General features: G+C 72.4%; 23 protein-coding genes. 13 read left to right on the forward strand and 10 right to left on the reverse strand.

The window, feature by feature from the left end; all coding sequences use genetic code 11:
• The first annotated feature begins 85 nt into the window (after nucleotides 1-85).
• The 4 genes from ACH4D5_RS27940 to ACH4D5_RS27955 all read left to right on the forward strand — a co-directional run bounded on the left by ACH4D5_RS27940 (nucleotide 86) and on the right by ACH4D5_RS27955 (nucleotide 2,928).
• A complete protein-coding gene (locus ACH4D5_RS27940) occupies nucleotides 86-877 on the forward strand; it encodes an HAD family acid phosphatase (protein ID WP_398307620.1) in 792 nt (263 codons plus the stop codon).
• A gap of 172 nt (nucleotides 878-1,049) precedes the next feature.
• Nucleotides 1,050-1,793 carry a CPBP family intramembrane glutamic endopeptidase gene (locus ACH4D5_RS27945; RefSeq protein ID WP_398307622.1) on the forward strand — a complete coding sequence of 248 codons (744 nt, stop codon included), beginning with the start codon at nucleotides 1,050-1,052 and terminating at the stop codon, nucleotides 1,791-1,793.
• A gap of 14 nt (nucleotides 1,794-1,807) precedes the next feature.
• On the forward strand, nucleotides 1,808-2,152 hold the full coding sequence (locus ACH4D5_RS27950) for a PadR family transcriptional regulator (protein ID WP_398307624.1): 345 nt from the start codon (nucleotides 1,808-1,810) through the stop codon (nucleotides 2,150-2,152).
• Nucleotides 2,149-2,928: an HAAS signaling domain-containing protein gene (locus tag ACH4D5_RS27955; protein ID WP_398307626.1), complete on the forward strand. Its 780-nt coding sequence runs from the start codon at nucleotides 2,149-2,151 to the stop codon at nucleotides 2,926-2,928. The genes ACH4D5_RS27950 and ACH4D5_RS27955 overlap by 4 nt, the downstream gene beginning before the upstream one ends.
• A gap of 36 nt (nucleotides 2,929-2,964) precedes the next feature.
• On the opposite strand, the gene ACH4D5_RS27960 is transcribed toward ACH4D5_RS27955, so the two are convergent.
• The 6 genes from ACH4D5_RS27960 to ACH4D5_RS27985 form a co-directional block, all read right to left on the reverse strand.
• Nucleotides 2,965-4,413 (reverse strand): peptidoglycan D,D-transpeptidase FtsI family protein, encoded by a 1,449-nt coding sequence (locus ACH4D5_RS27960; protein ID WP_398307628.1) that lies wholly within the window; start codon nucleotides 4,411-4,413, stop codon nucleotides 2,965-2,967.
• Nucleotides 4,414-4,476: 63 nt separating this feature from the next.
• Nucleotides 4,477-5,139: a response regulator gene (locus ACH4D5_RS27965; protein WP_398307630.1), complete on the reverse strand. Its 663-nt coding sequence runs from the start codon at nucleotides 5,137-5,139 to the stop codon at nucleotides 4,477-4,479.
• A gap of 32 nt (nucleotides 5,140-5,171) precedes the next feature.
• Nucleotides 5,172-6,419, reverse strand: coding sequence for a sensor histidine kinase (locus tag ACH4D5_RS27970; protein WP_398307632.1), 1,248 nt, complete (start codon nucleotides 6,417-6,419; stop codon nucleotides 5,172-5,174).
• Nucleotides 6,416-6,571, reverse strand: coding sequence for a hypothetical protein (locus ACH4D5_RS27975; RefSeq protein WP_398307634.1), 156 nt, complete (start codon nucleotides 6,569-6,571; stop codon nucleotides 6,416-6,418). The genes ACH4D5_RS27970 and ACH4D5_RS27975 overlap by 4 nt, the downstream gene beginning before the upstream one ends.
• Nucleotides 6,572-6,660: 89 nt before the next feature.
• Nucleotides 6,661-7,137 carry a GNAT family N-acetyltransferase gene (locus ACH4D5_RS27980; protein WP_398307636.1) on the reverse strand — a complete coding sequence of 159 codons (477 nt, stop codon included), beginning with the start codon at nucleotides 7,135-7,137 and terminating at the stop codon, nucleotides 6,661-6,663.
• A gap of 3 nt (nucleotides 7,138-7,140) precedes the next feature.
• The gene (locus tag ACH4D5_RS27985) at nucleotides 7,141-7,914 is read right to left on the reverse strand and encodes an IclR family transcriptional regulator (protein WP_398307638.1); all 774 of its coding nucleotides are present in this window, start codon (nucleotides 7,912-7,914) and stop codon (nucleotides 7,141-7,143) included.
• 122 nt (nucleotides 7,915-8,036) lie between these two features.
• On the opposite strand from ACH4D5_RS27985, the gene ACH4D5_RS27990 reads away from it, so the two are divergent.
• Nucleotides 8,037-9,569, forward strand: coding sequence for an aldehyde dehydrogenase (NADP(+)) (locus ACH4D5_RS27990; protein WP_398307640.1), 1,533 nt, complete (start codon nucleotides 8,037-8,039; stop codon nucleotides 9,567-9,569).
• A 4-nt stretch (nucleotides 9,570-9,573) separates the two neighbouring features.
• Nucleotides 9,574-10,182 carry a DUF1349 domain-containing protein gene (locus ACH4D5_RS27995; protein WP_398307642.1) on the forward strand — a complete coding sequence of 203 codons (609 nt, stop codon included), beginning with the start codon at nucleotides 9,574-9,576 and terminating at the stop codon, nucleotides 10,180-10,182.
• On the opposite strand, the gene ACH4D5_RS28000 is transcribed toward ACH4D5_RS27995, so the two are convergent.
• Nucleotides 10,179-11,306 (reverse strand): Gfo/Idh/MocA family protein, encoded by a 1,128-nt coding sequence (locus tag ACH4D5_RS28000; RefSeq protein ID WP_398307644.1) that lies wholly within the window; start codon nucleotides 11,304-11,306, stop codon nucleotides 10,179-10,181. The genes ACH4D5_RS27995 and ACH4D5_RS28000 overlap by 4 nt on opposite strands.
• Before the next feature lie 85 nt (nucleotides 11,307-11,391).
• On the opposite strand from ACH4D5_RS28000, the gene ACH4D5_RS28005 reads away from it, so the two are divergent.
• From ACH4D5_RS28005 to ACH4D5_RS28030, 6 genes are all read left to right on the forward strand, one after another.
• Nucleotides 11,392-11,772 carry a winged helix-turn-helix transcriptional regulator gene (locus ACH4D5_RS28005; RefSeq protein ID WP_398307646.1) on the forward strand — a complete coding sequence of 127 codons (381 nt, stop codon included), beginning with the start codon at nucleotides 11,392-11,394 and terminating at the stop codon, nucleotides 11,770-11,772.
• 48 nt (nucleotides 11,773-11,820) lie between these two features.
• On the forward strand, nucleotides 11,821-12,105 hold the full coding sequence (locus tag ACH4D5_RS28010; RefSeq protein WP_398307648.1) for a peptidylprolyl isomerase: 285 nt from the start codon (nucleotides 11,821-11,823) through the stop codon (nucleotides 12,103-12,105).
• Between the two features lie 145 nt (nucleotides 12,106-12,250).
• Entirely contained in the window at nucleotides 12,251-12,967 is a 717-nt protein-coding gene (locus ACH4D5_RS28015; RefSeq protein WP_398307650.1) for a DsbA family oxidoreductase, read from the forward strand.
• Nucleotides 12,968-12,989: 22 nt separating this feature from the next.
• Nucleotides 12,990-14,045: an aminotransferase class V-fold PLP-dependent enzyme gene (locus ACH4D5_RS28020; protein WP_398307652.1), complete on the forward strand. Its 1,056-nt coding sequence runs from the start codon at nucleotides 12,990-12,992 to the stop codon at nucleotides 14,043-14,045.
• Nucleotides 14,046-14,123: 78 nt separating this feature from the next.
• Entirely contained in the window at nucleotides 14,124-14,750 is a 627-nt protein-coding gene (locus ACH4D5_RS28025) for an RNA polymerase sigma factor (protein WP_398307654.1), read from the forward strand.
• Nucleotides 14,747-15,772 carry a maleylpyruvate isomerase family mycothiol-dependent enzyme gene (locus ACH4D5_RS28030; RefSeq protein WP_398307656.1) on the forward strand — a complete coding sequence of 342 codons (1,026 nt, stop codon included), beginning with the start codon at nucleotides 14,747-14,749 and terminating at the stop codon, nucleotides 15,770-15,772. The genes ACH4D5_RS28025 and ACH4D5_RS28030 overlap by 4 nt, the downstream gene beginning before the upstream one ends.
• Before the next feature lie 153 nt (nucleotides 15,773-15,925).
• Here the strand turns inward: ACH4D5_RS28030 and ACH4D5_RS28035 are convergent, their stop codons facing one another.
• Nucleotides 15,926-16,447: a MarR family winged helix-turn-helix transcriptional regulator gene (locus tag ACH4D5_RS28035; protein ID WP_398307658.1), complete on the reverse strand. Its 522-nt coding sequence runs from the start codon at nucleotides 16,445-16,447 to the stop codon at nucleotides 15,926-15,928.
• A 116-nt stretch (nucleotides 16,448-16,563) separates the two neighbouring features.
• Between ACH4D5_RS28035 and ACH4D5_RS28040 the strand changes: the two genes are divergently transcribed.
• A complete protein-coding gene (locus ACH4D5_RS28040; RefSeq protein ID WP_398307660.1) occupies nucleotides 16,564-17,625 on the forward strand; it encodes an alkene reductase in 1,062 nt (353 codons plus the stop codon).
• Nucleotides 17,626-17,695: 70 nt separating this feature from the next.
• Here ACH4D5_RS28040 and thpD read toward each other — a convergent pair whose 3' ends face one another.
• Entirely contained in the window at nucleotides 17,696-18,595 is a 900-nt protein-coding gene (thpD, locus tag ACH4D5_RS28045; protein ID WP_398307662.1) for an ectoine hydroxylase, read from the reverse strand.
• Between the two features lie 52 nt (nucleotides 18,596-18,647).
• Nucleotides 18,648-19,052, reverse strand: a complete 405-nt coding sequence (locus ACH4D5_RS28050) for an ectoine synthase (RefSeq protein WP_125511962.1) — start codon at nucleotides 19,050-19,052, stop codon at nucleotides 18,648-18,650.
• Between the last annotated feature and the right edge of the window lie 8 nt (nucleotides 19,053-19,060).

A 19,060-nucleotide genomic window follows, 5' to 3' on the forward strand; every position in this document is an offset into this window, starting at 1 on the left:
GGTCGTCCCACGGTCTCCCCACACCCCGGTCGATGCGCGTAGACAGTCCTTGACCTGCCCGAACCCTGATGCGGAGACGCAACACATGCGGAAGTCCCTACGCGTGGCCGGCCTGGCCACCGCCTGCACCGTCGCCGGTGCCGCCCTCTACACCGCCGGTGCCGCCGGAGCCGACCAGGCCCCGCCGCGGGCCACCAAGGAGCCGCACAACATAGGCCTCCTCGTCGGCGAGATCGACGCCTACTACGGCGCGGCCAAGGGGGCGGACGGCGTGTGGAGGTCCTCGCCCGACAGCCCGTACGCCAAGGACCTGGCCCGCATCCAGGCCAAGGCGAAGAAGGACATCAAGAAGGCCGCGCACCACGCCCGGCACGGCAAGAAGCCGGCGATCGTCCTCGACGTCGACGACACGGCGCTGCTCAGCTTCGACTACGAGAAGTCGACCAACTACACGTACAACAACGACAGTTGGTACGCCTACGTCAAGGAGGCCAAGCGCCCCGCCGTCTTCGGCATGCCGCAGCTCGTGAAGTACGCCAAGAGCAAGGGCGTCGAGGTCTTCTTCCTCACCGGCCTCGCCGAGTCGCTGCGCGAGGGCGCCGTGACCAACCTCGCCAGGGCGGGATACGACACGGCGCTCGACCGCACGCACGTCTTCACCAAGGACAAGACGAACCCGCCCGCCTACCTGAAGGACTGCGCGACGCCCGCCGCCTGGAACTGCACCACCGTCCAGTTCAAGGAAGGCACGCGCAAGTACATCGAGTCCACCGGCTACAACATCGTCGGCAGCTTCGGTGACCAGGTGAGCGACCTCGAAGGCGGCTACGCCGACAAGACGTACAAGCTCCCGAACCCGACGTACTACGTCGAATAGAGCCGGTTGGTCAGCGGCCAGAGCCGGTTGGTCAGCGGCCTGGATGGTCAGCTCCCCGAGATAGGTTGCATTCCTGACTAGGTCGCCATACGGTCTAGGTAGCTCAGACGCACAGGGGTGGTGCGGCGTGCACCAATGCGCGCCGCACCACCCCCTCGGGAAGGGGGATCCCATGACCATCACGACGGACTTCGCGCCGGACTTCTCGGCACCGTCCACCGCCGTCGCGGCCGCGCTCGCCGCCTATCTGCTGCTCGGCGAGCCCTGGGCAGGCCGCCGCATGTACGAGTCGCTGGCCCGGCGCAGGGACACCGAGCCCCGCGCCCTCGTCCGCTACTACGGCCTCGTGCTCGCCCTGTGGTGGGCGTTCGCCGCCCTCGCCGTCGCGGCCCTGCTCCTCTCGCCCGGCACCGCCGCCGCCGACCTCGGCCTCGCGCTGCCCGAGCGGCCCGCCTATACGATCGCCACGATCCTCCTCACCGGCGCGGCCGCGGTCGCCTCCGGACGGAACTTCCGCGACCTCGCCGAGCGCGGCAGGAACGTGCCGGGGCTCGCCGCCATCGAGGCGATGCTGCCGCGCACGCCCGAGGAGCGCAGGCTCGCGATCGCCGTCGCCGTGTCCGACGGCATCTGCGCCGAACTGGTCTACCGCGGCCTGCTCATCGCCTTCGGCGTGGGAGCGCTCGGACTCGACCTCTACGTGGCGGCGGCCCTGTCGATCCTCGTCTACGCGCTGGCCGGCTTCTACCAGGGCCGCCGGGGCGTCCTCGTCTTCGCCTTCTTCGGCGCGGTGTTCACCGGGCTCTACCTCGCCACGGGCAGCCTGCTGCTCCCCGTCGCCGTGCACGTCTACCTCTCCGTACGCGATCTGACGCTCCCCGCGCCCGAGAAGCCGCGCCCGGCAACCGCCGTCTGAAAGGCAGACCCGCAGTGACGACCGACCGCCGCGCCAGCTGGTTCAAAGGCGTACTCGACCTCCTCGTGCTCGCCGGCCTCACCGACGGCGAGAGCTACGGCTACGAGATCGCCAAGATGCTCGGTGCCGCCGGCTTCGGCCAGATCAAGGGCGGCACGCTCTATCCGGTGCTGAACCGCCTGGAGGAGGCGGGCCTCGTCGCCGCGGAGTTCCGCGCCGCCGAGAAGGGGCCGGGGCGCCGCTACTACCGGCTCACCGACGCCGGCCGGGAAACCCTCGGCGAGCAGGGCGGGCTGTGGCTCGCCTTCGACGGATCCGTACGAGAAGTCCTCGCGAAGGCCGGAGTGGAAGCACGATGAAAGAACAGCACGCACAGCACGCACAGCACGCACAGCACGCGACGGACGGGCAGGACGGCTACCTCGTCGAACTCGCCGAGCGGCTGCGGGCGCAGGGCCTGCCCGCCGACCGCGTCGAGGCGACCGTCACGGACCTCGCCGCCCACCTGGAGGAGTCCGGGGCCGAGGACGCGGAGGCCGAGTTCGGGCCCGTCGAGGAGTTCGCCGCGCAGCTGGTGCCCGCCACGGGGGAGCGGGCACCGCAGGCGCCGGACGAGCGGGTGGAGACCTGGCGCTGGACCGCCGACACGTACGTCGACGAGGAGCTCCTGAACCGCTTCGGCGACGAGGGCTGGGAGGTCGAGCGGGTCGACGCCCTCGGCCGCTTCGTCAGCCACCGCGACGTGACGCAGCCGCAGCGCTGGGAGTACCGGCGCGAGCTGGTCACGCGCGGCCGCGAGGATCTGGACGAGCGGCTCGCCCCCGACGGCTGGGAGCTGTGCGGCGAGTGGATCGTCTACGCCTGGTACAAGCGCCCCAAGGCCGCGAGCATCGGCCCCGCGGCCCGGCTCACGTCCACCCCGCCGGCCCCGGCCCGCTCCCGCTTCTTCAGCCGGAAGTTCTACGCCCTGCTTGCCGTCCTCGCCGCGGCCGTGGCGGTCGCGGGGGCGGCGGTGGCGGCCGACGAGAACGACGCGGCGTCCGGCGCGGGCTTCGCGGCGGGCCTGCTGACGGGCGCGGCGGTGGTCGTGGCGCTCGCGTGGGGAGTGTCGAGGTGGCGGGGGCGCCGGGGGTAGAACACGTCCGCCCCCGGGGCCGCCCGGCACCCGCCGTCAGTCCTTGAGCGCCGCCGCCATCATCGCCTTGGCGATGGGGGCGGCCAGGCCGTTGCCGCTGACCTCGTCGCGGGCCGCGCTCGACGACTCGATCATCACCGCGACCGCCACCTCCTTGCCGTCGCTGCCCTTGGCGTACGACGTGAACCAGGCGTACGGCGTCTTGCTGTTGTTCTCGCCGTGCTGGGCCGTGCCCGTCTTGCCGCCGACGGTGGCGCCGCTGATCTTCGCGTTCGAGCCGGTGCCCTTCTCGACGACCGTCTGCATCGCGGACCGCAGGCCCTCGGCGGTGGACTCGTCCATGACGCGCTGGGAGTCGCCGTCGTCGTACTTCTCCAGGACGTTCCCGTCGGAGTCGCTGATCTGCGAGACCATGTGCGGCGCGGCGAGCACGCCGCCGTTGGCGATGGCGGCCGACACCATCGACATCTGCAGCGGGGTCGCCGTCACGTCGAACTGGCCGATGCCGGTGAGCGCCGTCTGCGCCTTGTCCATGTCGGAGGGGTAGACGCTCTTGGCCGCGCGCACCGGCACGTCCAGCTTGTCGGCGTTGAAGCCCATCTTCTCCGCCATCGCCTTCACCTTGTCCTGGCCGAGGTCGACGGCCATCTTCGCGAAGACGTTGTTGCAGGAGTACTGGAGCGCCGTGCGGATGTTCGCGTTCTCGCAGGGGGCGGCCTGGTTCTCGTTCTTGAGGACGGTGCGCGTCCCGGGCAGCGTGTACGGATTCGGGCTGCTCGTCCGCGTGTCCACCGAGCCGTAGAGACCGTCCTCCAGGGCTGCCGCCGCCACGACCAGCTTGAACGTCGATCCGGGCGGCAGGGGCTGCCGCATCGCGCGGTTGACCATCGGCTTCTCCTTGTCGGTGGTCAGCTCCCGCCACGCCTTGGAGTCCGAGGAACCGCTGATCCTCGACGGGTCGTACGACGGCGTCGAGACCATGCCGAGGATCTTGCCGGTCTTCGGATCGAGGGCGACCGCCGCGCCCTTCGTGTCGCCCAGCGCCTTGTAGCCGGCCTTCTGCACCGCCGGGTCGATCGTCGTGACGACGTCGCCGGGGTCTGCCCGCTTGTTGGTGAGCGTGTCGAGGGGGGTCTTCAGACGGTTGTCGGTGCCGTCGAGCAGGTCCTGGTAGATGCCTTCGAGCTGGGTGGCGCCGTAGACCTGGGAGCTGTAGCCCGTGACGGGTGCGTAGAGATCGCCGTTCTTGTAGGTCCGCTTGTACGCGAGGTCTCCCCCTGTCGTCCGCTCGGAGCCGGTGATGGCCTCACCGCCCACGATGATGTCGCCCAGCGGGGCCGCGTACTGCTCTATCGCGTTGCGCCGGTTGTGCTTGTCGTCCGCGAGCGCCTTCGAGTCGTGGAACTGCACCCATGTCGCCCGGACCAGCAGGGCGAGCACGAGCAGCAGTGCGAAGACCGAGGCGTGCCTGATCGTCTTGTTCATCCCGTGGGAGGACGAGCAAAGGGGAGGGTTTCGTTCCCTTGTGGCGTGCTTGCGACCGATTTCTCATCGAGCCTTCATGAAGCCCGCCTCGTACGCCGCGATCACCGCCTGGGTGCGGTCCCGCGCGCCCGTCTTGGCGAGGACCGACGCCACGTGCGTCTTCACCGTCGCCGCGCCCACCCCCATCCGTCCGGCGATCTCCGCGTTGGTCAGGCCCGCCGCCATCAGCCGCAGCACGTCGCTCTCCCGGCCGGTGAGCCGCGCCATCCAGGCGGGCGGCGCGGGCTCGGGGCGGCCGTACTCGGCGGCCAGGGCGCGGACGGCCGCGGGGAAGAGCAGCGATTCGCTGCGCGCCACGAGCCGGACCGCCTGGACGAGCTCGTCGGCGTCCGCCCGCTTGAGGAGGAACCCGGCGGCTCCGGCGCGCAGCGCCTCGTAGACGTACGCGTCGTTCTCGAAGGTCGTCACGACGACGACGCGCGGCGGCCCCGACATCGTCCGCAGGATCTGCTCGGTCGCGCGTATCCCGTCGGTCTCCGGCATGCGGACGTCCATGAGGACCACGTCCGGCTTCAGATCCCGTACGACGGAGACCGCCTCGGCACCCGTCGCCGCCTCGCCCACCACCTCGATGCCGGGCTCGGGGGAGAGGATCGCGCGCAGGGCGGTGCGCACCATGCGCTCGTCGTCCGCGAGGACGACCCGGATGTTGTCGTCGGCCGTCATGGCTGTCCCTTCGGGGGAAGTCGTACGTCAGGTCAGTTCAGGGGAAGTCGTACGTCGAGCCGCCACATCCCGTCGGCGGGGCCGGCATCGGCCGTGCCGCCGAGCAGCCGGGCCCGGTCCGCGATGCCGCGCAGGCCGTGGCCGCCGCCGGGCCGGGACGCGGGGGAGCGGGGTGGCAGCGGGTTCTCGGCGGTGACGGCCAGGTCGGGGCCGTCCAGGGCGACGCGGAGCGTCACGGAGGTGGCGTCGCCGCCGTGCCGCAGCGCGTTGCTCAGGGCCTCCTGCACGATGCGGTAGGCCTCGCGGGAGACCAGCGGCGGGAGCGACTCGGGGTCGGCGGCGACGGTGGCCGTCACCCGGAGTCCGGCCGCCCCGGTGCGGCGCAGCAGGCCGTCCAGGTCGGCGGCGAGCGTGGGCGCGGGCGCCGTCGGACCCGCGCTGTCGGCCTCCCGCAGCACGCCCAGTACGGCGTCGAGTTCGCCCACCGTGCGGCGCGTGGTGTCCTCGATGGCGGCCAGCGCCTCACGCACGAACTCCGGGTCGTGGTCCAGGACGCGCCGGGCCGCGCTCGCCTGGAGTGTGACGGCGCTCAGGGCGTGCCCGACGGAGTCGTGCAGTTCGCGCGCGAGCCGGTTGCGCACGGCGAGGTCGGCGGCGCGCTGCTCGGCGGCGGCGAGCCGGTCGGCGGGCGTCGGCCCGAGCAGGCCGGGCGCCCAGCGGGCGAGCAGCGCGCCGGCCGTGGCGGCGCACGCCGCGAGCGCCACGAGCGACGCGCAGCCGATGACGGGGGAGAGGACCAACAGCCAGGTCTCGCCGAAGACTTCGGGCATCCCGATGCGGCTGTCCGCGAGGACGGCGCAGAAGGGCAGCGCGATCAGGACGCTCGCGAAGGGCGGCAGCGCGAGCGACATGCCGCTGATGACGCCGCCGAAGCCGAGGTGCAGCGTGAACCACGCGGCGGCGCGGGTGCGGGCGACCCGGGTGCGCGCGGGCCCCTCGGCCAGGGAGTCGGCCGGTACCCCGCACAGGGCCCGCACCGCGGCCACCGACATCGGCCGCGTCAGCGGGAACAGCGCGGTGACCGCGGCGAGCGGCAGCCCGACCGCGAACGCGCTGAGCTGGGCGCCGAGCGAGCCCAGGACCGCCTCGTCGTCGAAGAGCGGCCCGACGACGATGGAGCCGACGAGGACGTACGGCATGGCGAGGGCGCCGCCGAGGATCAGATGGATCCAGCGGCGGCGTGCCCGGCGCCCGAACAGGATGGTGGCGAGTGCCTTCACGCGGTGACGCCGGCCGGCCGCGCGAGGAGGCGGCTCATGTGGACGGCGACGATCCCCCCGATGATCATGCCGACAGCGTAGATCTTGAGGGCGGGATACGGAACGCGGCCGAGAGCGAAGTGCGCAGGGGCGGGGGACAGTGTGTGCGGCATGTCTCCAAGGTCCCGCCCGGACGCGTCGCGGCACCTCCTGCGCCGGGTCGATCCGCCTCCGCCGTGCGGCGGAGGCGGCGCCGCGTGAATCAGTCCTCTCGCAGGACGAGGACGACCTCGTCGATCTCCGTGCCGCGCGCCGGGGCGTATCCCCGCTCCGTGGCGGAGACGCGGAAGCCGCACTTCTCCAGGACCCGGATCGAGCCCGCGTTGTCCGCCGCCGCGCGGGCGTAGAGCGGACGGTCCTGTGCCAGTTCGAGCAGGCCGCGCAGGGCCGCGGTGGCCAGGCCGCGGCCCCAGTGGGCGCGGTCGATCCAGTACGTGACCTCGCGCTCGCCCGGCTCCCCGTACACCCCCGCGTTGCCCACCACGTCACCGTCCGCGAGGACCGTGCGGACGACGATGTCGGCGGAGCCCCGCAGCTTCCTCCAGTGCGCGTCGAAGGCGTCCCGGTCGGCCGGGTCCTCCGGTGTGAACGCGGCCATGTGGCCGGCCACGGGATCGTTCAGCTGGCGGTAGAAGACGGGCAGATCGCTGTCGTGGACTTCGCGCAGGCTGACATCCATGCGTCAGAGCCTACGAGTCGCCAGTGTCAGCCGGTCCCGGGCGTCGAAGAGCGCGTCCTTGACGATCTGTTCGTGCGCGGGCGTGAGCCGTGCCACCGGCACCGAGCAGCTGATCGCGTCGCGCGCCGGGGTGCGGTAGGGGATGGCGACGCCGAAGCAGCGCAGGCCGAGCGTGTTCTCCTCGCGGTCCACCGCGAAGCCCTGCTCGCGGACCGTGCGCAGCTCCTCGATGAGCTTCTCGCGGTCGGTGATGGTGTGCTCGGTGAGCGCGGGCAGCGTCTCCGGGAGCAGGGCGCGGACCTGCTCGTCGGTGTGCGTGGCGAGCAGCGCCTTGCCGAGCGACGTGGAGTGCGCGGGGAGGCGGCGGCCCACGCGCGTGAAGGGCCGCAGGTAGTGCTGCGACTGGCGGGTGGCGAGGTAGACGACGTTCGTGCCGTCGAGCCGGGCGAGGTGGATGGTCTCCGTGGTGTCGTCGGAGAGCCGGTCCAGGGTCGGGCGGGCGGCGGCCACGACCTCGTCGCCGTCGATGTACGAGGTGCCGACGAGCAGGGCGCGCACGCCGATGCCGTACCGCGTGCCGGTGGCGTCCGTCTCGACCCAGCCGAGCTCGACCAGCGTGCGGAGCAGCATGTACAGGCTCGACTTGGGATAGCCGACGGCCTCCTGGACCGCGGCCAGCGAGTGCATTCCGGGGCTGCCCGCGAAGTACTCGAGCAATTCCACCGTCCGCACCGCGGACTTGACCTGCGCACCGCCTCCGGTCTCGCCAGCCGACATCGCCCTTGACCCCTTTGAACGCCGAGAAATAGTCTCAAGTCCCCGCCGTTCATCAACGGAGACGGTGTTCAGCATATCGAACAGCCCTGGTGAGTGGCATACGTCTGGAAAGGGAATCCGCGGTGGCAGCAACACCAGTCTGGAGTGTCGACCCCCGAACCGGGAAGCAGCGCGAGCAGGTTGCGGTGGAAGCCACAGCCGGGGAGGTCGACCGCGCGGTCCGCGCCGCCCGCGACGCGGCGCCCGCACTCGCCGACCGCGAGGTCCGCGCCGCCTTCCTGCGCACCGCGGCCGACCTCCTCGAAGAGGCGAAGGACGACCTCGTGCAGGCCGCGGACGCGGAGACCGCGCTCGGGCCCGTCCGGCTCACCGGCGAACTCGCCCGCACCTGCTACCAGTTGCGCTCCTTCGCGGACATCGTCGACGAGGGCGCCTTCCTCGGCGTCGTCATCGACCACCCCGACGCCACGGCGACCCCGCCCATACCGGACCTGCGCCGCTACAAGATCCCGCTCGGCGTCGTCGCGGTCTACTCCGCCTCCAACTTCCCCTTCGCCTTCTCCGTGCCCGGCGGTGACACCGCGAGCGCGCTCGCCGCGGGCTGCCCGGTCGTCGTCAAGGCCCACCCGGACCACCCGGGCACCTCGGAACTGGTCGCCGCCGTGCTGCGCCGGGCCGCCGCCGCGCACGGCATCCCCGAGGGTGTCCTCGGCCTCCTGCACGGATTCGAGGCTGGCGTCGAACTGGTCAAGCACCCGCTGGTGTCCGGCGCCGGCTTCACCGGCTCCATCCGCGGCGGGCGCGCCCTCTTCGACGCGGCCGCCGCCCGGCCCGTCCCGATCCCCTTCCACGGCGAGCTCGGCTCCCTCAACCCCGTCGTCGTCACCGAGGCCGCCGCCGCCGAGCGCGGCGAGCAGATCGGCACCGGCCTCGCAGGCTCGATGACGCTCGGCGTCGGCCAGTTCTGCGTCAAGCCCGGCCTGGTCCTCGCCCCCGAGGGCGCGGGCGGCGACCGGCTCGTGAAGTCCCTGACCGAAGCGGTCGGCGACACCGAGGCCGGGGTGCTCCTGGACCACCGGATGCGGGACAACTTCGTCGCCGGGGTGCGCGAGCGCGCCGCACTCCCCGACGTCGAGGCCCCGGTGACCCCCGGCGCGGGCGGCGAGCACACCGTCAGCGCGGGCTTCCTGACCGTCCCGGCCGCGCGCCTCGCCGAAGAAGGGGCGTACGACCTGCTCCTGGAGGAGTGCTTCGGCCCGGTCACCGTCGTCGCGCGGTACACCGACGCGGCGGAGATCACCGCCGTCCTCTCCCGCCTTCCCGGCAACCTCACCGCCACCGTGCAGCTCTCCTCGGACGAGGCGGCGGGGGAGAGCGGCCGGGGCGCCGAACTGCTCGCCGAGCTCACCCCGCTCGCGGGGCGCGTCCTCGTCGACGGCTGGCCGACCGGCGTCGCCGTCGCCCCGGCCCAGCACCACGGCGGCCCCTACCCCGCGACGACATCGACCTCGACGTCCGTGGGCGGCACGGCCGTCGAGCGCTGGCTGCGCCCGGTCGCGTACCAGAACACCCCCGAGGCGCTGCTCCCGCCGGAGCTGCGCGACGACAACCCGCTGGGCCTGCCGCGGCGTTACGACGGGCGCCTGGAACACTGACCGCATGGACGTCACCATCGGGCAACTCCCGTTCTCCCTGCGCACATACGGCCCCGACGGGCACTGGTCGTACGAGGACGGGGTGCTCACCGGCTGGGCGGGCGCCCGGCAGGACCGCTTCGTCCCCCCGACGGGCGGGGCGCTGGAGCCCGCCTCCGACGCGCCCCGCCTCCTCGGTGCCCCCGAGGGCGACTTCCAGCTGATCGCCCGCGTCACGGTCGGCTTCGCCGCCGCCTTCGACGCGGGCGTGCTGTATCTCCACGTGGGGGAGCGGGAGTGGGCCAAGCTGTGCCTGGAACGCTCCCCGGACGAGCCCACCATCTGCACGGTCGTCACCCGCGGCCGCTCCGACGACGCCAACGCCTTCGTGGTGGACGGCAGCAGTGCCTGGCTGCGCGTCAGCCGTACGGGAACGGCGTTCGCGTTCCACGCGTCGACGGACGGCGAGCGGTGGACGTTCGTGCGGATCTTCTCGCTCGGCGACGAGGAGACGGCGGGCGCCGCACTCGTCGGCTTCATGGCGCAGTCACCCGTCGGCGAGGGCTGCGTGGTGACGTACGACCACATCGAGTTCCGCCCCAACTGGCCGCAGGGGCTGCGGGACGGCTCCTAAGGCGTCTGCCGGAGGGCGACGCGGGTGCCGGTGGCCGCCGCGCGTTCGATGGCGTCGAGCAGTCGCTGGCGCCGCAGCGCGTGCGTGAAGTCCGGTACGGGCGCGTCGCCTTCGGCCGGGCCGGCGAGCATCCGGGCGTACTGCGCCCCTACGTTGTACGCGGGAAGTCCGCGCAGATCGTCCAGCGCGGGGACGTCGAAGTACCGGCCGGGCACGGGGAGTTCGCGGACGGCCGGGTCCGCGCCGCGGGCGCCCCGCACGGTGAGCGCGGCCTGCTGCAGATGGCCGGAGTCCCCGGTGATCACCAGGTCGCCGTCCGTGCCGTTGATCTCCCAGTGGAAGTTCGTGCCACGGGAGAGGCCGCCGCGGAAGTGCGCCGAGGCGACGGCGCCCGATTCGAGCCGCCCGCTCACCGCGATCTGGTCGTCGACGGTCATGGCGGCCCGGCGGCCCGTGCCCTCCTCGCGGACGACGGGGCGCCGGGTCGCCAGGGTCGCCGAGACCTCGGTGAACTCGCCGAGCACCATGGAGACGGCGTCGACGGTGTGCCCGAAGGGGATGGTCAGCATGGTCCCGCCGTTCCGCCTGTCCAGGAGGTACTCCCCGGCCGGCTCGAAGACGGGACCCCAGCGCCGCCCCGACGCGACCAGGCTGGTCGACAGGACCTCACCGACGTACCCGTCGGCGACGAGATCGCGGACGAACCGCACGGCGGGCGCCGAGCGGGCCTGCAGCCCCGCGAACGTCCGCACACCCGCCTGCTCCGCGGCCGCCGCCAGCTCCTCGGCCTCGGCGAGACCGTTGCCGAGCGGCCACTCCGACAGCACCGCCTTGCCCGCGCCGAGCGCGCCGAGGATCACCTCGCGGTGCAGCGGCACCCGCACGCTCACCACGACGAGATCGACTTCGTCGCTGCGGACGAGATCGGCGGCCGAGCCGAACGCCAGCGGCACCCCGTACTTCTCGCCCGCGGCCCGCGCCGAGGCCTCACCGGAAGCGGCCAGGGCGCGCAGCTCGTAGCCGTCGAGACGGGCCAGGGCGGGGACGTGTGAGTGGGGTGCCCAGCCGCCGCGGGCGGAGAGACCGACGAGACCGACGCGGACGGGCGTAGTGGTGGAGTTCATGGGCGGGACGCTAGGCGGGAAGCCCTGATCACCCGCAAGGGCCCCAACTATCTTCTGGAAACCATGACTGGTCAGACTGGAAACCATGACTGGTCACAACCGTGAGGACACCCGGACCCGGCACGACATCTACGGCCTGCTCTGTCCCGGCCGCAAGGTCTTCGAGCTGCTCGTCCACAAGTGGACGGGCCTCGCCATCACCGCCCTGGCGGACGGCCCGCGCCGCTTCGGGGAGCTGCGCCGCAAGCTGGAGGGCGTCAGCCCCAAGGTGCTCACCCAGACCCTGCGCCGCCTGGAGGAGAACGGCCTCGTGACGCGCACGGTCCACGCCGAGGTCCCGCCCCGCGTCGAGTACGAACTGACCGAGCTGGGCCGCGGCGCCCTGGAACCCCTCGCCCACCTGCGCACCTGGGTCAGGGCGAACACGGGCAGCTTCGCGGCCGCGGAGTCCCGGGCAGGGGAATGAGGCGTCTACCCTTGGCGGCGTTCATATGCACTCGAAAGGGCGTGACACATGGCTGCCAGGGCCACTGCGCGACACATCTTGGTCGCAACGGAGACGGAAGCGCTCCAGCTGAAGGAGCAGATCGAGGGCGGAGCGGACTTCGCCGAGCTGGCCAAGAAGCACTCCTCGTGCCCCTCGTCGAGCGCCGGCGGGAACCTCGGCTCGTTCGGCCCGGGACAGATGGTCCCCGAGTTCGACCAGGTCGTCTTCTCGGCCCCGGTCGGCGAGGTCCAGGGCCCGGTGAAGACCCAGTTCGGGTCGCACCTCGTCGAGGTCACCAGCCGCCAGGACTGACGCGGTGAACCGGGCCGTGCCGCTGAGGCACGGCCCGGTTCCGGCGCCGTGGGGAATGAGACGGTCTGCCCGTACGTTGACGGACTGAGCGGAGGCACCCTCCGCACCGCCCGCTTCGTACCGTACGACCTGGAAAGAGCCACACATGCGCGTCGAGATCTGGAGCGACATCGCCTGCCCCTGGTGCTACGTGGGCAAGGCCCGCTTCGAGAAGGCCCTCGCCGCCTTCCCGCACCGTGACGGCGTCGAGGTCGTGCACCGCTCCTTCGAGCTGGACCCCGGCCGCGCCAAGGGCGACACCGGCCTCGTGCTGCCGATGCTCATGGGCAAGTACGGCATGACCGAGGAACAGGCCCGCGAGGGCGAGCGGCGGCTCGGGGAGAACGCGGCCGCCGAAGGCCTCGACTACCGCACCGAGGGCCGCGACCACGGCAGCACCTTCGACATGCACCGCCTCCTGCACTTCGCCAAGGAGCAGGGCAGGCAGGACGAGCTGATCGGGTTGCTCTACCGCGCGAACTTCGCCGAGGAGCGGTCCGTCTTCACGGACGACGAGCGCGTCGTCGAGCTCGCCGTCGAGGCGGGCCTGGCCGAGGAAGAGGTGCGGGCCGTCCTCGCCGACCCCGAGCGGTACGCCGACGAGGTGCGCGCCGACGAGCGCGAGGCCGCCGAACTGGGCGCGAACGGCGTGCCGTTCTTCGTCCTCGACCGCAAGTACGGCATCTCCGGCGCCCAGCCCGCCGAGGTCTTCACCCGGGCCCTGGAGCAGGCGTGGGGCGAGCGCCCGCCGCTCACCACCCTCGCGCAGGCCGACGGCGGCGAGGCGTGCGGGCCCGACGGATGCGCGGTTCCGCAGGCCTGAGCCGCCGCATAGGTTGATCCCCATGGAGTCCCTGGGGATCAACAACGGCACCGAATTCGCTCCCACATCGACGTACCTGAACACCGCGAGCTGCGGCCTGCTGCCTCGCCGCGCCGTCGAGGCGGTGTGCGCGCTCGCCGTCGAGAGCGGCGAAGGACGGCCGGGCGGCGCGGGTGACTTCGAGGTGGTGGACGAGGCGCGCGCCGCCTTCGCCCGGCTCGTCGGGGTCCCGGACGGCCGCGTCGCGACCGGCGGGTCCGTCGCGGTGCACGCGGGGCTGATCGCCGCCTCGCTGCCGTCCGGCGCCGAAGTCCTCGCCCCCGAGGGCGAGTTCGCGTCCATCGTGAACCCCTTCGTGCTGCGCGGCGACCTCAAGATGCGGTACGCGCCACTGGACGAGCTCGCCGCGGCCGTCACCCCGACGACGGCGCTCGTCTCCTTCTCCGCCGTCCAGTCGGCCGACGGCCGCACCGCCGACCTGCCCGCGGTCCGCGAGGCGGCGGCCGCCCACGGCGCCCGCACCCTCGTCGACGCCACGCAGGCGGTGGGCTGGCTGCCGTTCGACGCGGGCGCCTACGACTACACCGTGACCGGCGCCTTCAAGTGGCTGCTGTGTCCGCGCGGCGTGTCGTTCCTGACGGTGCGGGAAGAGGCGCAGGAGTCCCTGCCGCCGCTGCACGGCGGGTGGCTCGCGGCGGCCGACACCTGGCACTCCACCTACGGGCCGCTCGACCGGCTCGCCCCGGACGCCCGCAGGTTCGACGAACCCGCCGCCTTCCTCGCCTACCACGGGGCCGCCGCCGCGCTCACCCTCGTCGAGGAGACGGGGATCGACGCGATCCACGCCCACGACACGGCACTCGCCGCCCGCTACCGCGCCGGACTCGCCGAACTGGGCCACACCCCCGTGCCCGGCGGCTCACCCATCGTCTCGGTGCCCGGACTCGCCGACCGCGCCCCCGGACTGACCCGCGCCGGCATCCTCACCTCGGCACGGGCGGGACACCTGCGCACCGCGTTCCACCTGTACAACACCGAGGTGGATGTGGACCGGATCCTCGACGTGCTGTCCGGCTGAGGCCTGGCGCGGCGGGCCGCGGGGCGCCAGGCTTGGCAGTACTGCGCGGTCGCGCGGCCGCGCGAGGTGGTGGTGCAGGTGGAGCCGTCCTTCGAGAGGCCGGGCACGTCCGACCTGCCGTCCGGCCCCGGCCGCCCGCCCCCCGACACCGCACTGCACCGGCGCCTCGTCTACGGCGACGAGGCGGCCCTCGCCGAGGTCCACGCCGCGTACGGCGGGCTCGTGCAGCGCGTGGCGACCCGCGTCACCCGCGACCGCACCGCCGCGGAGGACGTGGCACAGGAGGTCTTCGCCCACCTGTGGACCAGGCCCTACGCGTTCGACGCGCGCCGCGGCAGCCTGCGCGGCTGGCTCTCGATGCTCGCCCACCGGCGCGCCGTGGACTGGGTGCGCGGCGAGGAACGGCACCGCAAGGCCGCCCACGCCGACGAGGCGGCCCTGCGGGCGTTCCCCGCGCCGGGGCCCGCCCCCGACGAGGCGATCCTGGAACAGGAGCGCTCCCTGCTCCTGCACTCCGCCCTCGCCCGGCTCCCGCTGCCCCAGCGGCAGGTGGTGCACCTCGCCTACTTCGCCGGCCGCACCTACCGGCAGGCCGCCGTCGAACTCGGCATCCCCGAAGGCACCGCGAAGACCCGCCTGCGAACGGCCCTGCGCACCCTGGCCGAGACCCTCGCGGACCCGCCCCTGCGAGGTGAACAGCCTTGACCGACCACCACGAAGCGGTACGCGAACTCCTCGGCGCCTGGGCCGTGGACGCCCTCATGCCGGGCGACGAGGCCGCCGTCGCCCGGCACCTGCGGGAGTGCGACCCCTGTACCACCGAGGCCGCGCGGCTGCGCGCCACCGTGCGGCACCTGGACGGGCCCGCCCTGCCCGACCCCGCGCCGGACGAGACCCCAGGACGCCATGGACTCTCCCTCGCCCTGCGCAGCCGCGCCCCCGCCCTGCGCACCGCCCCGCACGCCGCGCCCTACGCCGCCGCCGTCGCCGGACTCCAGGCGCTCCTCGCGGAGCTGGACGAGCGGGCCTCCTGGGGGACACCCGTCGTGCACGACTGGGACGTCCACGACACCGTCGCCCACCTCATCGCCGCCGACGAGCCGCTCGCCCGGCATCTGGGCCTGCCCCCACGGGAGCCCGTCCCGCGCGCGCCGGACGGCAGACCGCGACGCGCCGCGTGGGAGGCGCGCACCCGCGAGGTGATCCGCCGCGAACGCACCCGTACGCCCGCGCAGACCGTCTCCGTGTGGCGGGTCCAGGCCGCCGGGCTGCTCTCCTCCCGGGCCGCCCACGACCCGGAACTCGCCGCCCGCGCCACGGTGCTCGCCGGGGTGCGCCTGCCCGTCGCCGACCACTTCCTGTCCCGCGCCTTCGAGACCTGGGTGCACGCCGACGACATCGGCGTCGCGCTCGACCGCGCCGTGCCCCCGCCGCCCTCCCCGCACCTGTGGCAGCTGGTACGGCTCGGCGTCCGCATCCTCGGCCCGGCCCTCGGCCCCCAGTCCCCACCCGTCGCCCTGACCATCACCGGGGACGGCGGCGAGACGGAGTGGATCCTGGGCAGCTCCGACGACCCGATCCGCGCCGAACTGGTCCTGCACCCCGTCGACTTCTGCCTCCTGATGGCCGGCCGCCGCACCCCACCCCAACTCCCTCGCGGCACATCAGGCGACACCACCGCAATCCACCACATCCTGACGAGAGCAGCCTCCCTGGCTTGGCTGTAACTCCGGGGTGAGCACTGGCGCGGCTGCGGCTCCGGTGCGGTTTGGGGGGCGTGCCCCTGTCAGGGGCGCGGGGAACTGCGCGCCCAGCCCCCACCGACCCGCAGCCGAGCCCACCACGCCAGGCCCCAGGCGGGGGCAGAGGCCTCTTCGGGGCTAGCCCCGAGCCCTCCGCTCGGGACAGTCCTCCGTCTCCTTGCAAAGATTCGCCTCCACCTTGGAGAGCAACCGCAGCAAGTCTGCGCACTCCGTCTCGTCCAGCCCCCCCAACGTGTGCCCCTCCAGCTCCCCCCACGCGCGCTCCACCTGAGCGAGCAACCCGCAGCTCGCCGCGCTCGCCTCGACGAGCACGGCCCGCCGGTCGGCCGGGTCGGGGCGCCGCCGCACGTGCCCGGCCTGCTCCAGGCGCTGCAGCATCTTCGTGACCGTCGACGGGTCGAGGTCGACCGCCTTGATCAGCTCGGACTGCCGCACAGGACCCGCTTCCCACAGGTGCATCATCACGAACTCCTGGCCGGGGTAGAGGCCGAGCCCTTTGAGGGCCTTCCCCGCGGCGATGCGGTGCAGCCGGGCCACCCGGCTGACGGCGAGACTGACGGGCCCCGCCGCGGCGACGCCCGATGCCCCGGGCGTACAGACGGGGTCGGCCGAGGGGGCCTGCACGGTGTCGGCCTTCATCACGAGCTCCTGTTGTAGACGTCTTCGAAAACTTTACCTTGGTCGGCCAAGGAATGGGCTACAGTGGCACTCGTCGCGAATGATTGGCCGACCACATAAACCACCCGGGAGTTCCGATGACCACCGCATTCGACCCGATCGACCTGTCCGGCACCCGGCTCGCCAACCGCATCGCCATGGCCCCCATGACCCGCAGCCGCGCCGGTGAGGGCGGTGTCGCCACCGAGCTGACCGCTGAGTACTACGCCCAGCGCGCCTCCGCCGGCCTGATCATCACCGAGGGCATCCAGCCATCTGTGGTCGGCCAGGGATACCCGGACACCCCGGGCCTGCACTCCGCGGAGCAGGTCGCCTCCTGGCGCAAGGTGACCGACGCCGTGCACGCGGCGGGCGGCACGATCTTCGCCCAGCTCATGCACACCGGCCGCGTCGGCCACCCCGTGCTGCTGCCCGACGGCCTGACCAACGTCGCCCCGTCACCCGTCGCCGCCGCGGGGCAGGTCTACACCGCCGAGGGCCCCAAGGACTTCATCACCCCGCGCGAACTGACCGGCGCCGAGATCCGCGCCACCATCGACGACTTCGTCACCGCCGCGCGCAACGCGATCGACGCGGGCTTCGACGGCGTCGAACTGCACGGCGCCAACGGCTATCTGATCCACCAGTTCCTCGCGCCCGGCTCCAACCGCCGCACCGACGAGTGGGGCGGCCCGGTCGAGAACCGTATCCGCTTCGCCGTCGAGGTCGCCTCGGCCGTCGCCGCCGAGATCGGCGCCGCCCGCACCGGCTTCCGCCTCTCGCCCGGCAACCCGTTCAACGACATCTCCGAGCCCGACCCGGAGCCGACGCACACCGCCCTGGCGAAGGAGCTGGCCGCGCTCGACCTCGCCTATCTGCACGTCGCCGAGGTGGGCGACGTCCGCGCACTCTCCGTACGGCTGCGCGAGGACTTCGGCGGCACGTTCCTCCTGAACCCGCACACCGAAGGCCCCACCGGCCACGACGCGCTCGCCCTGATCGAGGACGGCACCACGGACCTCGTCACGTTCGGCGCGCTCTTCCTCGCCAACCCCGACCTGCCGGCCCGCCTCAAGACCGCGGGTCCGTACAACACCCCGGACCGGGCCACCTTCTACGGCGGCACCGAGAAGGGCTACACCGACTACCTGCCGCTGTAAAGGCGCACGCACAGCGAGCCGGCCCGGCACCCACGGGGGGTACCGGGCCGGCTCGCTGTTCACCGGCGGGTCACTTCACCGGCGTGAAGTCCCGCGCCCCGATGTACTCGGGCCGGCGCACCGGCGCCGCGAACGGCTCCACCGCCGTGTTCTCCACGCTGTTGAACACGATGAAGACGTTGCTGCGCGGATACGGGGTGATGTTGTCCCCCGAACCGTGCATGGCGTTGCAGTCGAACCACGTCGCCGAACCGGCCTCGCCCGTGAACAGGCGGATGCCGTAGTCGGACGCGAGGTGCGTGAGCGTCTCGTTCGACGGGATGCCCGCGTCCTGCATCTGCAGCGAACGCTTGTAGTTGTCCTTCGGCGTGGCACCCGCGCAGCCGAGGAACGTCTTGTGCGACCCCGGCATGATCATGAGGCCGCCGTTGGTGTCGTGGTTCTTCGTCAGCGCGATGGACACCGAGACGGTCCGCATGTTCGGCAGGCCGTCCTCCGCGTGCCAGGTCTCGAAGTCCGAGTGCCAGTAGAACCCCGAGGCGCCGAAGCCCGGCTTCACGTTGATCCGGGACTGGTGGACGTAGACGTCCGAGCCGAGGATCTGCCGGGCCCTGCCGACGACCCGCGGGTCCGCCGCCAGCTTGCCGAAGAGCTCACTGATCTTGTGCACCTCGAAGATCGACCGGATCTCCTGGGAGCGCGGCTCGACGATGGAGCGCTCGTTCGCGCGCATCGCCGGGTCGTTCATCAGCCGCTCCAACTCGGCGTGGTAAACGGCCACTTCGTCCGGGGTGATCAACTGGTCGATCGCCAGGAAACCGTCCCGCTCGAACCCCGCCAGGTCCCCGGGCGTGATCGGCCCTGCCGCACCCGGCTCGGACCACACCACGGGGTCCTTGCGTTCGATGAGCACCTCTTCGGCGCCTCGGGTCGGGTACAGGTCGCGGGTGCGTTCGGGTGCGGTCGTCATGGTGTTGCCTGCCTCTCCTCTCGTACGGCCCTGTTCGGGATGTAGGTCGTGGTCAGACCGGGTCCGGCTCCGTGAGCAGCGGGTACACGCCGTTCTCGTCGTGGTCCTCACGACCGGTGACGGGCGGGTTGAAGACACACAGGCAGTGGAAGTCTTCCTTGATCCGCATGGTGTGCTTCTCGTGCCCGTCGAGCAGGTACATGGTGCCCGGCGTGATCGTGTACTTCTCGCCGGTCGTGTCGTCGGTCAGCTCGGCCTCGCCCTTGGTGCAGACGACGGCCTCGATGTGGTTCGCGTACCACATCGACGTCTCCGTACCCGCGTACAGGATGGTCTCGTGCAGCGAGAAGCCGACGCGCTCCTTGGCGAGCACGATGCGCTTGCTCTCCCAGGTGCCCGAAGCGGCCTTCACATGCCGGTCGGTGCCTTCAATGTCCTTGAACGAACGGACGATCACGGTGAGTC

Origin of the sequence: Streptomyces sp. NPDC018029, from assembly GCF_044327655.1 — a bacterium.
In the GTDB taxonomy this organism is placed as follows: domain Bacteria; phylum Actinomycetota; class Actinomycetes; order Streptomycetales; family Streptomycetaceae; genus Streptomyces.

Excerpts from the sequence above, each read along its gene's own strand:
- ACH4D5_RS28020 (WP_398307652.1), top strand. The coding sequence starts at position 12,990 with ATGGAGTCCCTGGGGATCAACAACGGCACCGAATTCGCTCCCACATCG.
- ACH4D5_RS27980 (WP_398307636.1), bottom strand. The coding sequence starts at position 7,137 with ATGGATGTCAGCCTGCGCGAAGTCCACGACAGCGATCTGCCCGTCTTC.
- ACH4D5_RS27995 (WP_398307642.1), top strand. The coding sequence starts at position 9,574 with ATGGACGTCACCATCGGGCAACTCCCGTTCTCCCTGCGCACATACGGC.
- ACH4D5_RS28040 (WP_398307660.1), top strand. The coding sequence starts at position 16,564 with ATGACCACCGCATTCGACCCGATCGACCTGTCCGGCACCCGGCTCGCC.
- ACH4D5_RS28015 (WP_398307650.1), top strand. The coding sequence starts at position 12,251 with ATGCGCGTCGAGATCTGGAGCGACATCGCCTGCCCCTGGTGCTACGTG.
- ACH4D5_RS28000 (WP_398307644.1), bottom strand. The coding sequence starts at position 11,306 with ATGAACTCCACCACTACGCCCGTCCGCGTCGGTCTCGTCGGTCTCTCC.
- ACH4D5_RS27945 (WP_398307622.1), top strand. The coding sequence starts at position 1,050 with ATGACCATCACGACGGACTTCGCGCCGGACTTCTCGGCACCGTCCACC.
- ACH4D5_RS28005 (WP_398307646.1), top strand. The coding sequence starts at position 11,392 with ATGACTGGTCACAACCGTGAGGACACCCGGACCCGGCACGACATCTAC.
- ACH4D5_RS27975 (WP_398307634.1), bottom strand. The coding sequence starts at position 6,571 with ATGCCGCACACACTGTCCCCCGCCCCTGCGCACTTCGCTCTCGGCCGC.
- ACH4D5_RS28010 (WP_398307648.1), top strand. The coding sequence starts at position 11,821 with ATGGCTGCCAGGGCCACTGCGCGACACATCTTGGTCGCAACGGAGACG.
- ACH4D5_RS28035 (WP_398307658.1), bottom strand. The coding sequence starts at position 16,447 with ATGAAGGCCGACACCGTGCAGGCCCCCTCGGCCGACCCCGTCTGTACG.
- thpD (WP_398307662.1), bottom strand. The coding sequence starts at position 18,595 with ATGACGACCGCACCCGAACGCACCCGCGACCTGTACCCGACCCGAGGC.
- ACH4D5_RS27960 (WP_398307628.1), bottom strand. The coding sequence starts at position 4,413 with ATGAACAAGACGATCAGGCACGCCTCGGTCTTCGCACTGCTGCTCGTG.
- ACH4D5_RS27985 (WP_398307638.1), bottom strand. The coding sequence starts at position 7,914 with ATGTCGGCTGGCGAGACCGGAGGCGGTGCGCAGGTCAAGTCCGCGGTG.
- ACH4D5_RS27965 (WP_398307630.1), bottom strand. The coding sequence starts at position 5,139 with ATGACGGCCGACGACAACATCCGGGTCGTCCTCGCGGACGACGAGCGC.
- ACH4D5_RS27940 (WP_398307620.1), top strand. The coding sequence starts at position 86 with ATGCGGAAGTCCCTACGCGTGGCCGGCCTGGCCACCGCCTGCACCGTC.
- ACH4D5_RS27955 (WP_398307626.1), top strand. The coding sequence starts at position 2,149 with ATGAAAGAACAGCACGCACAGCACGCACAGCACGCACAGCACGCGACG.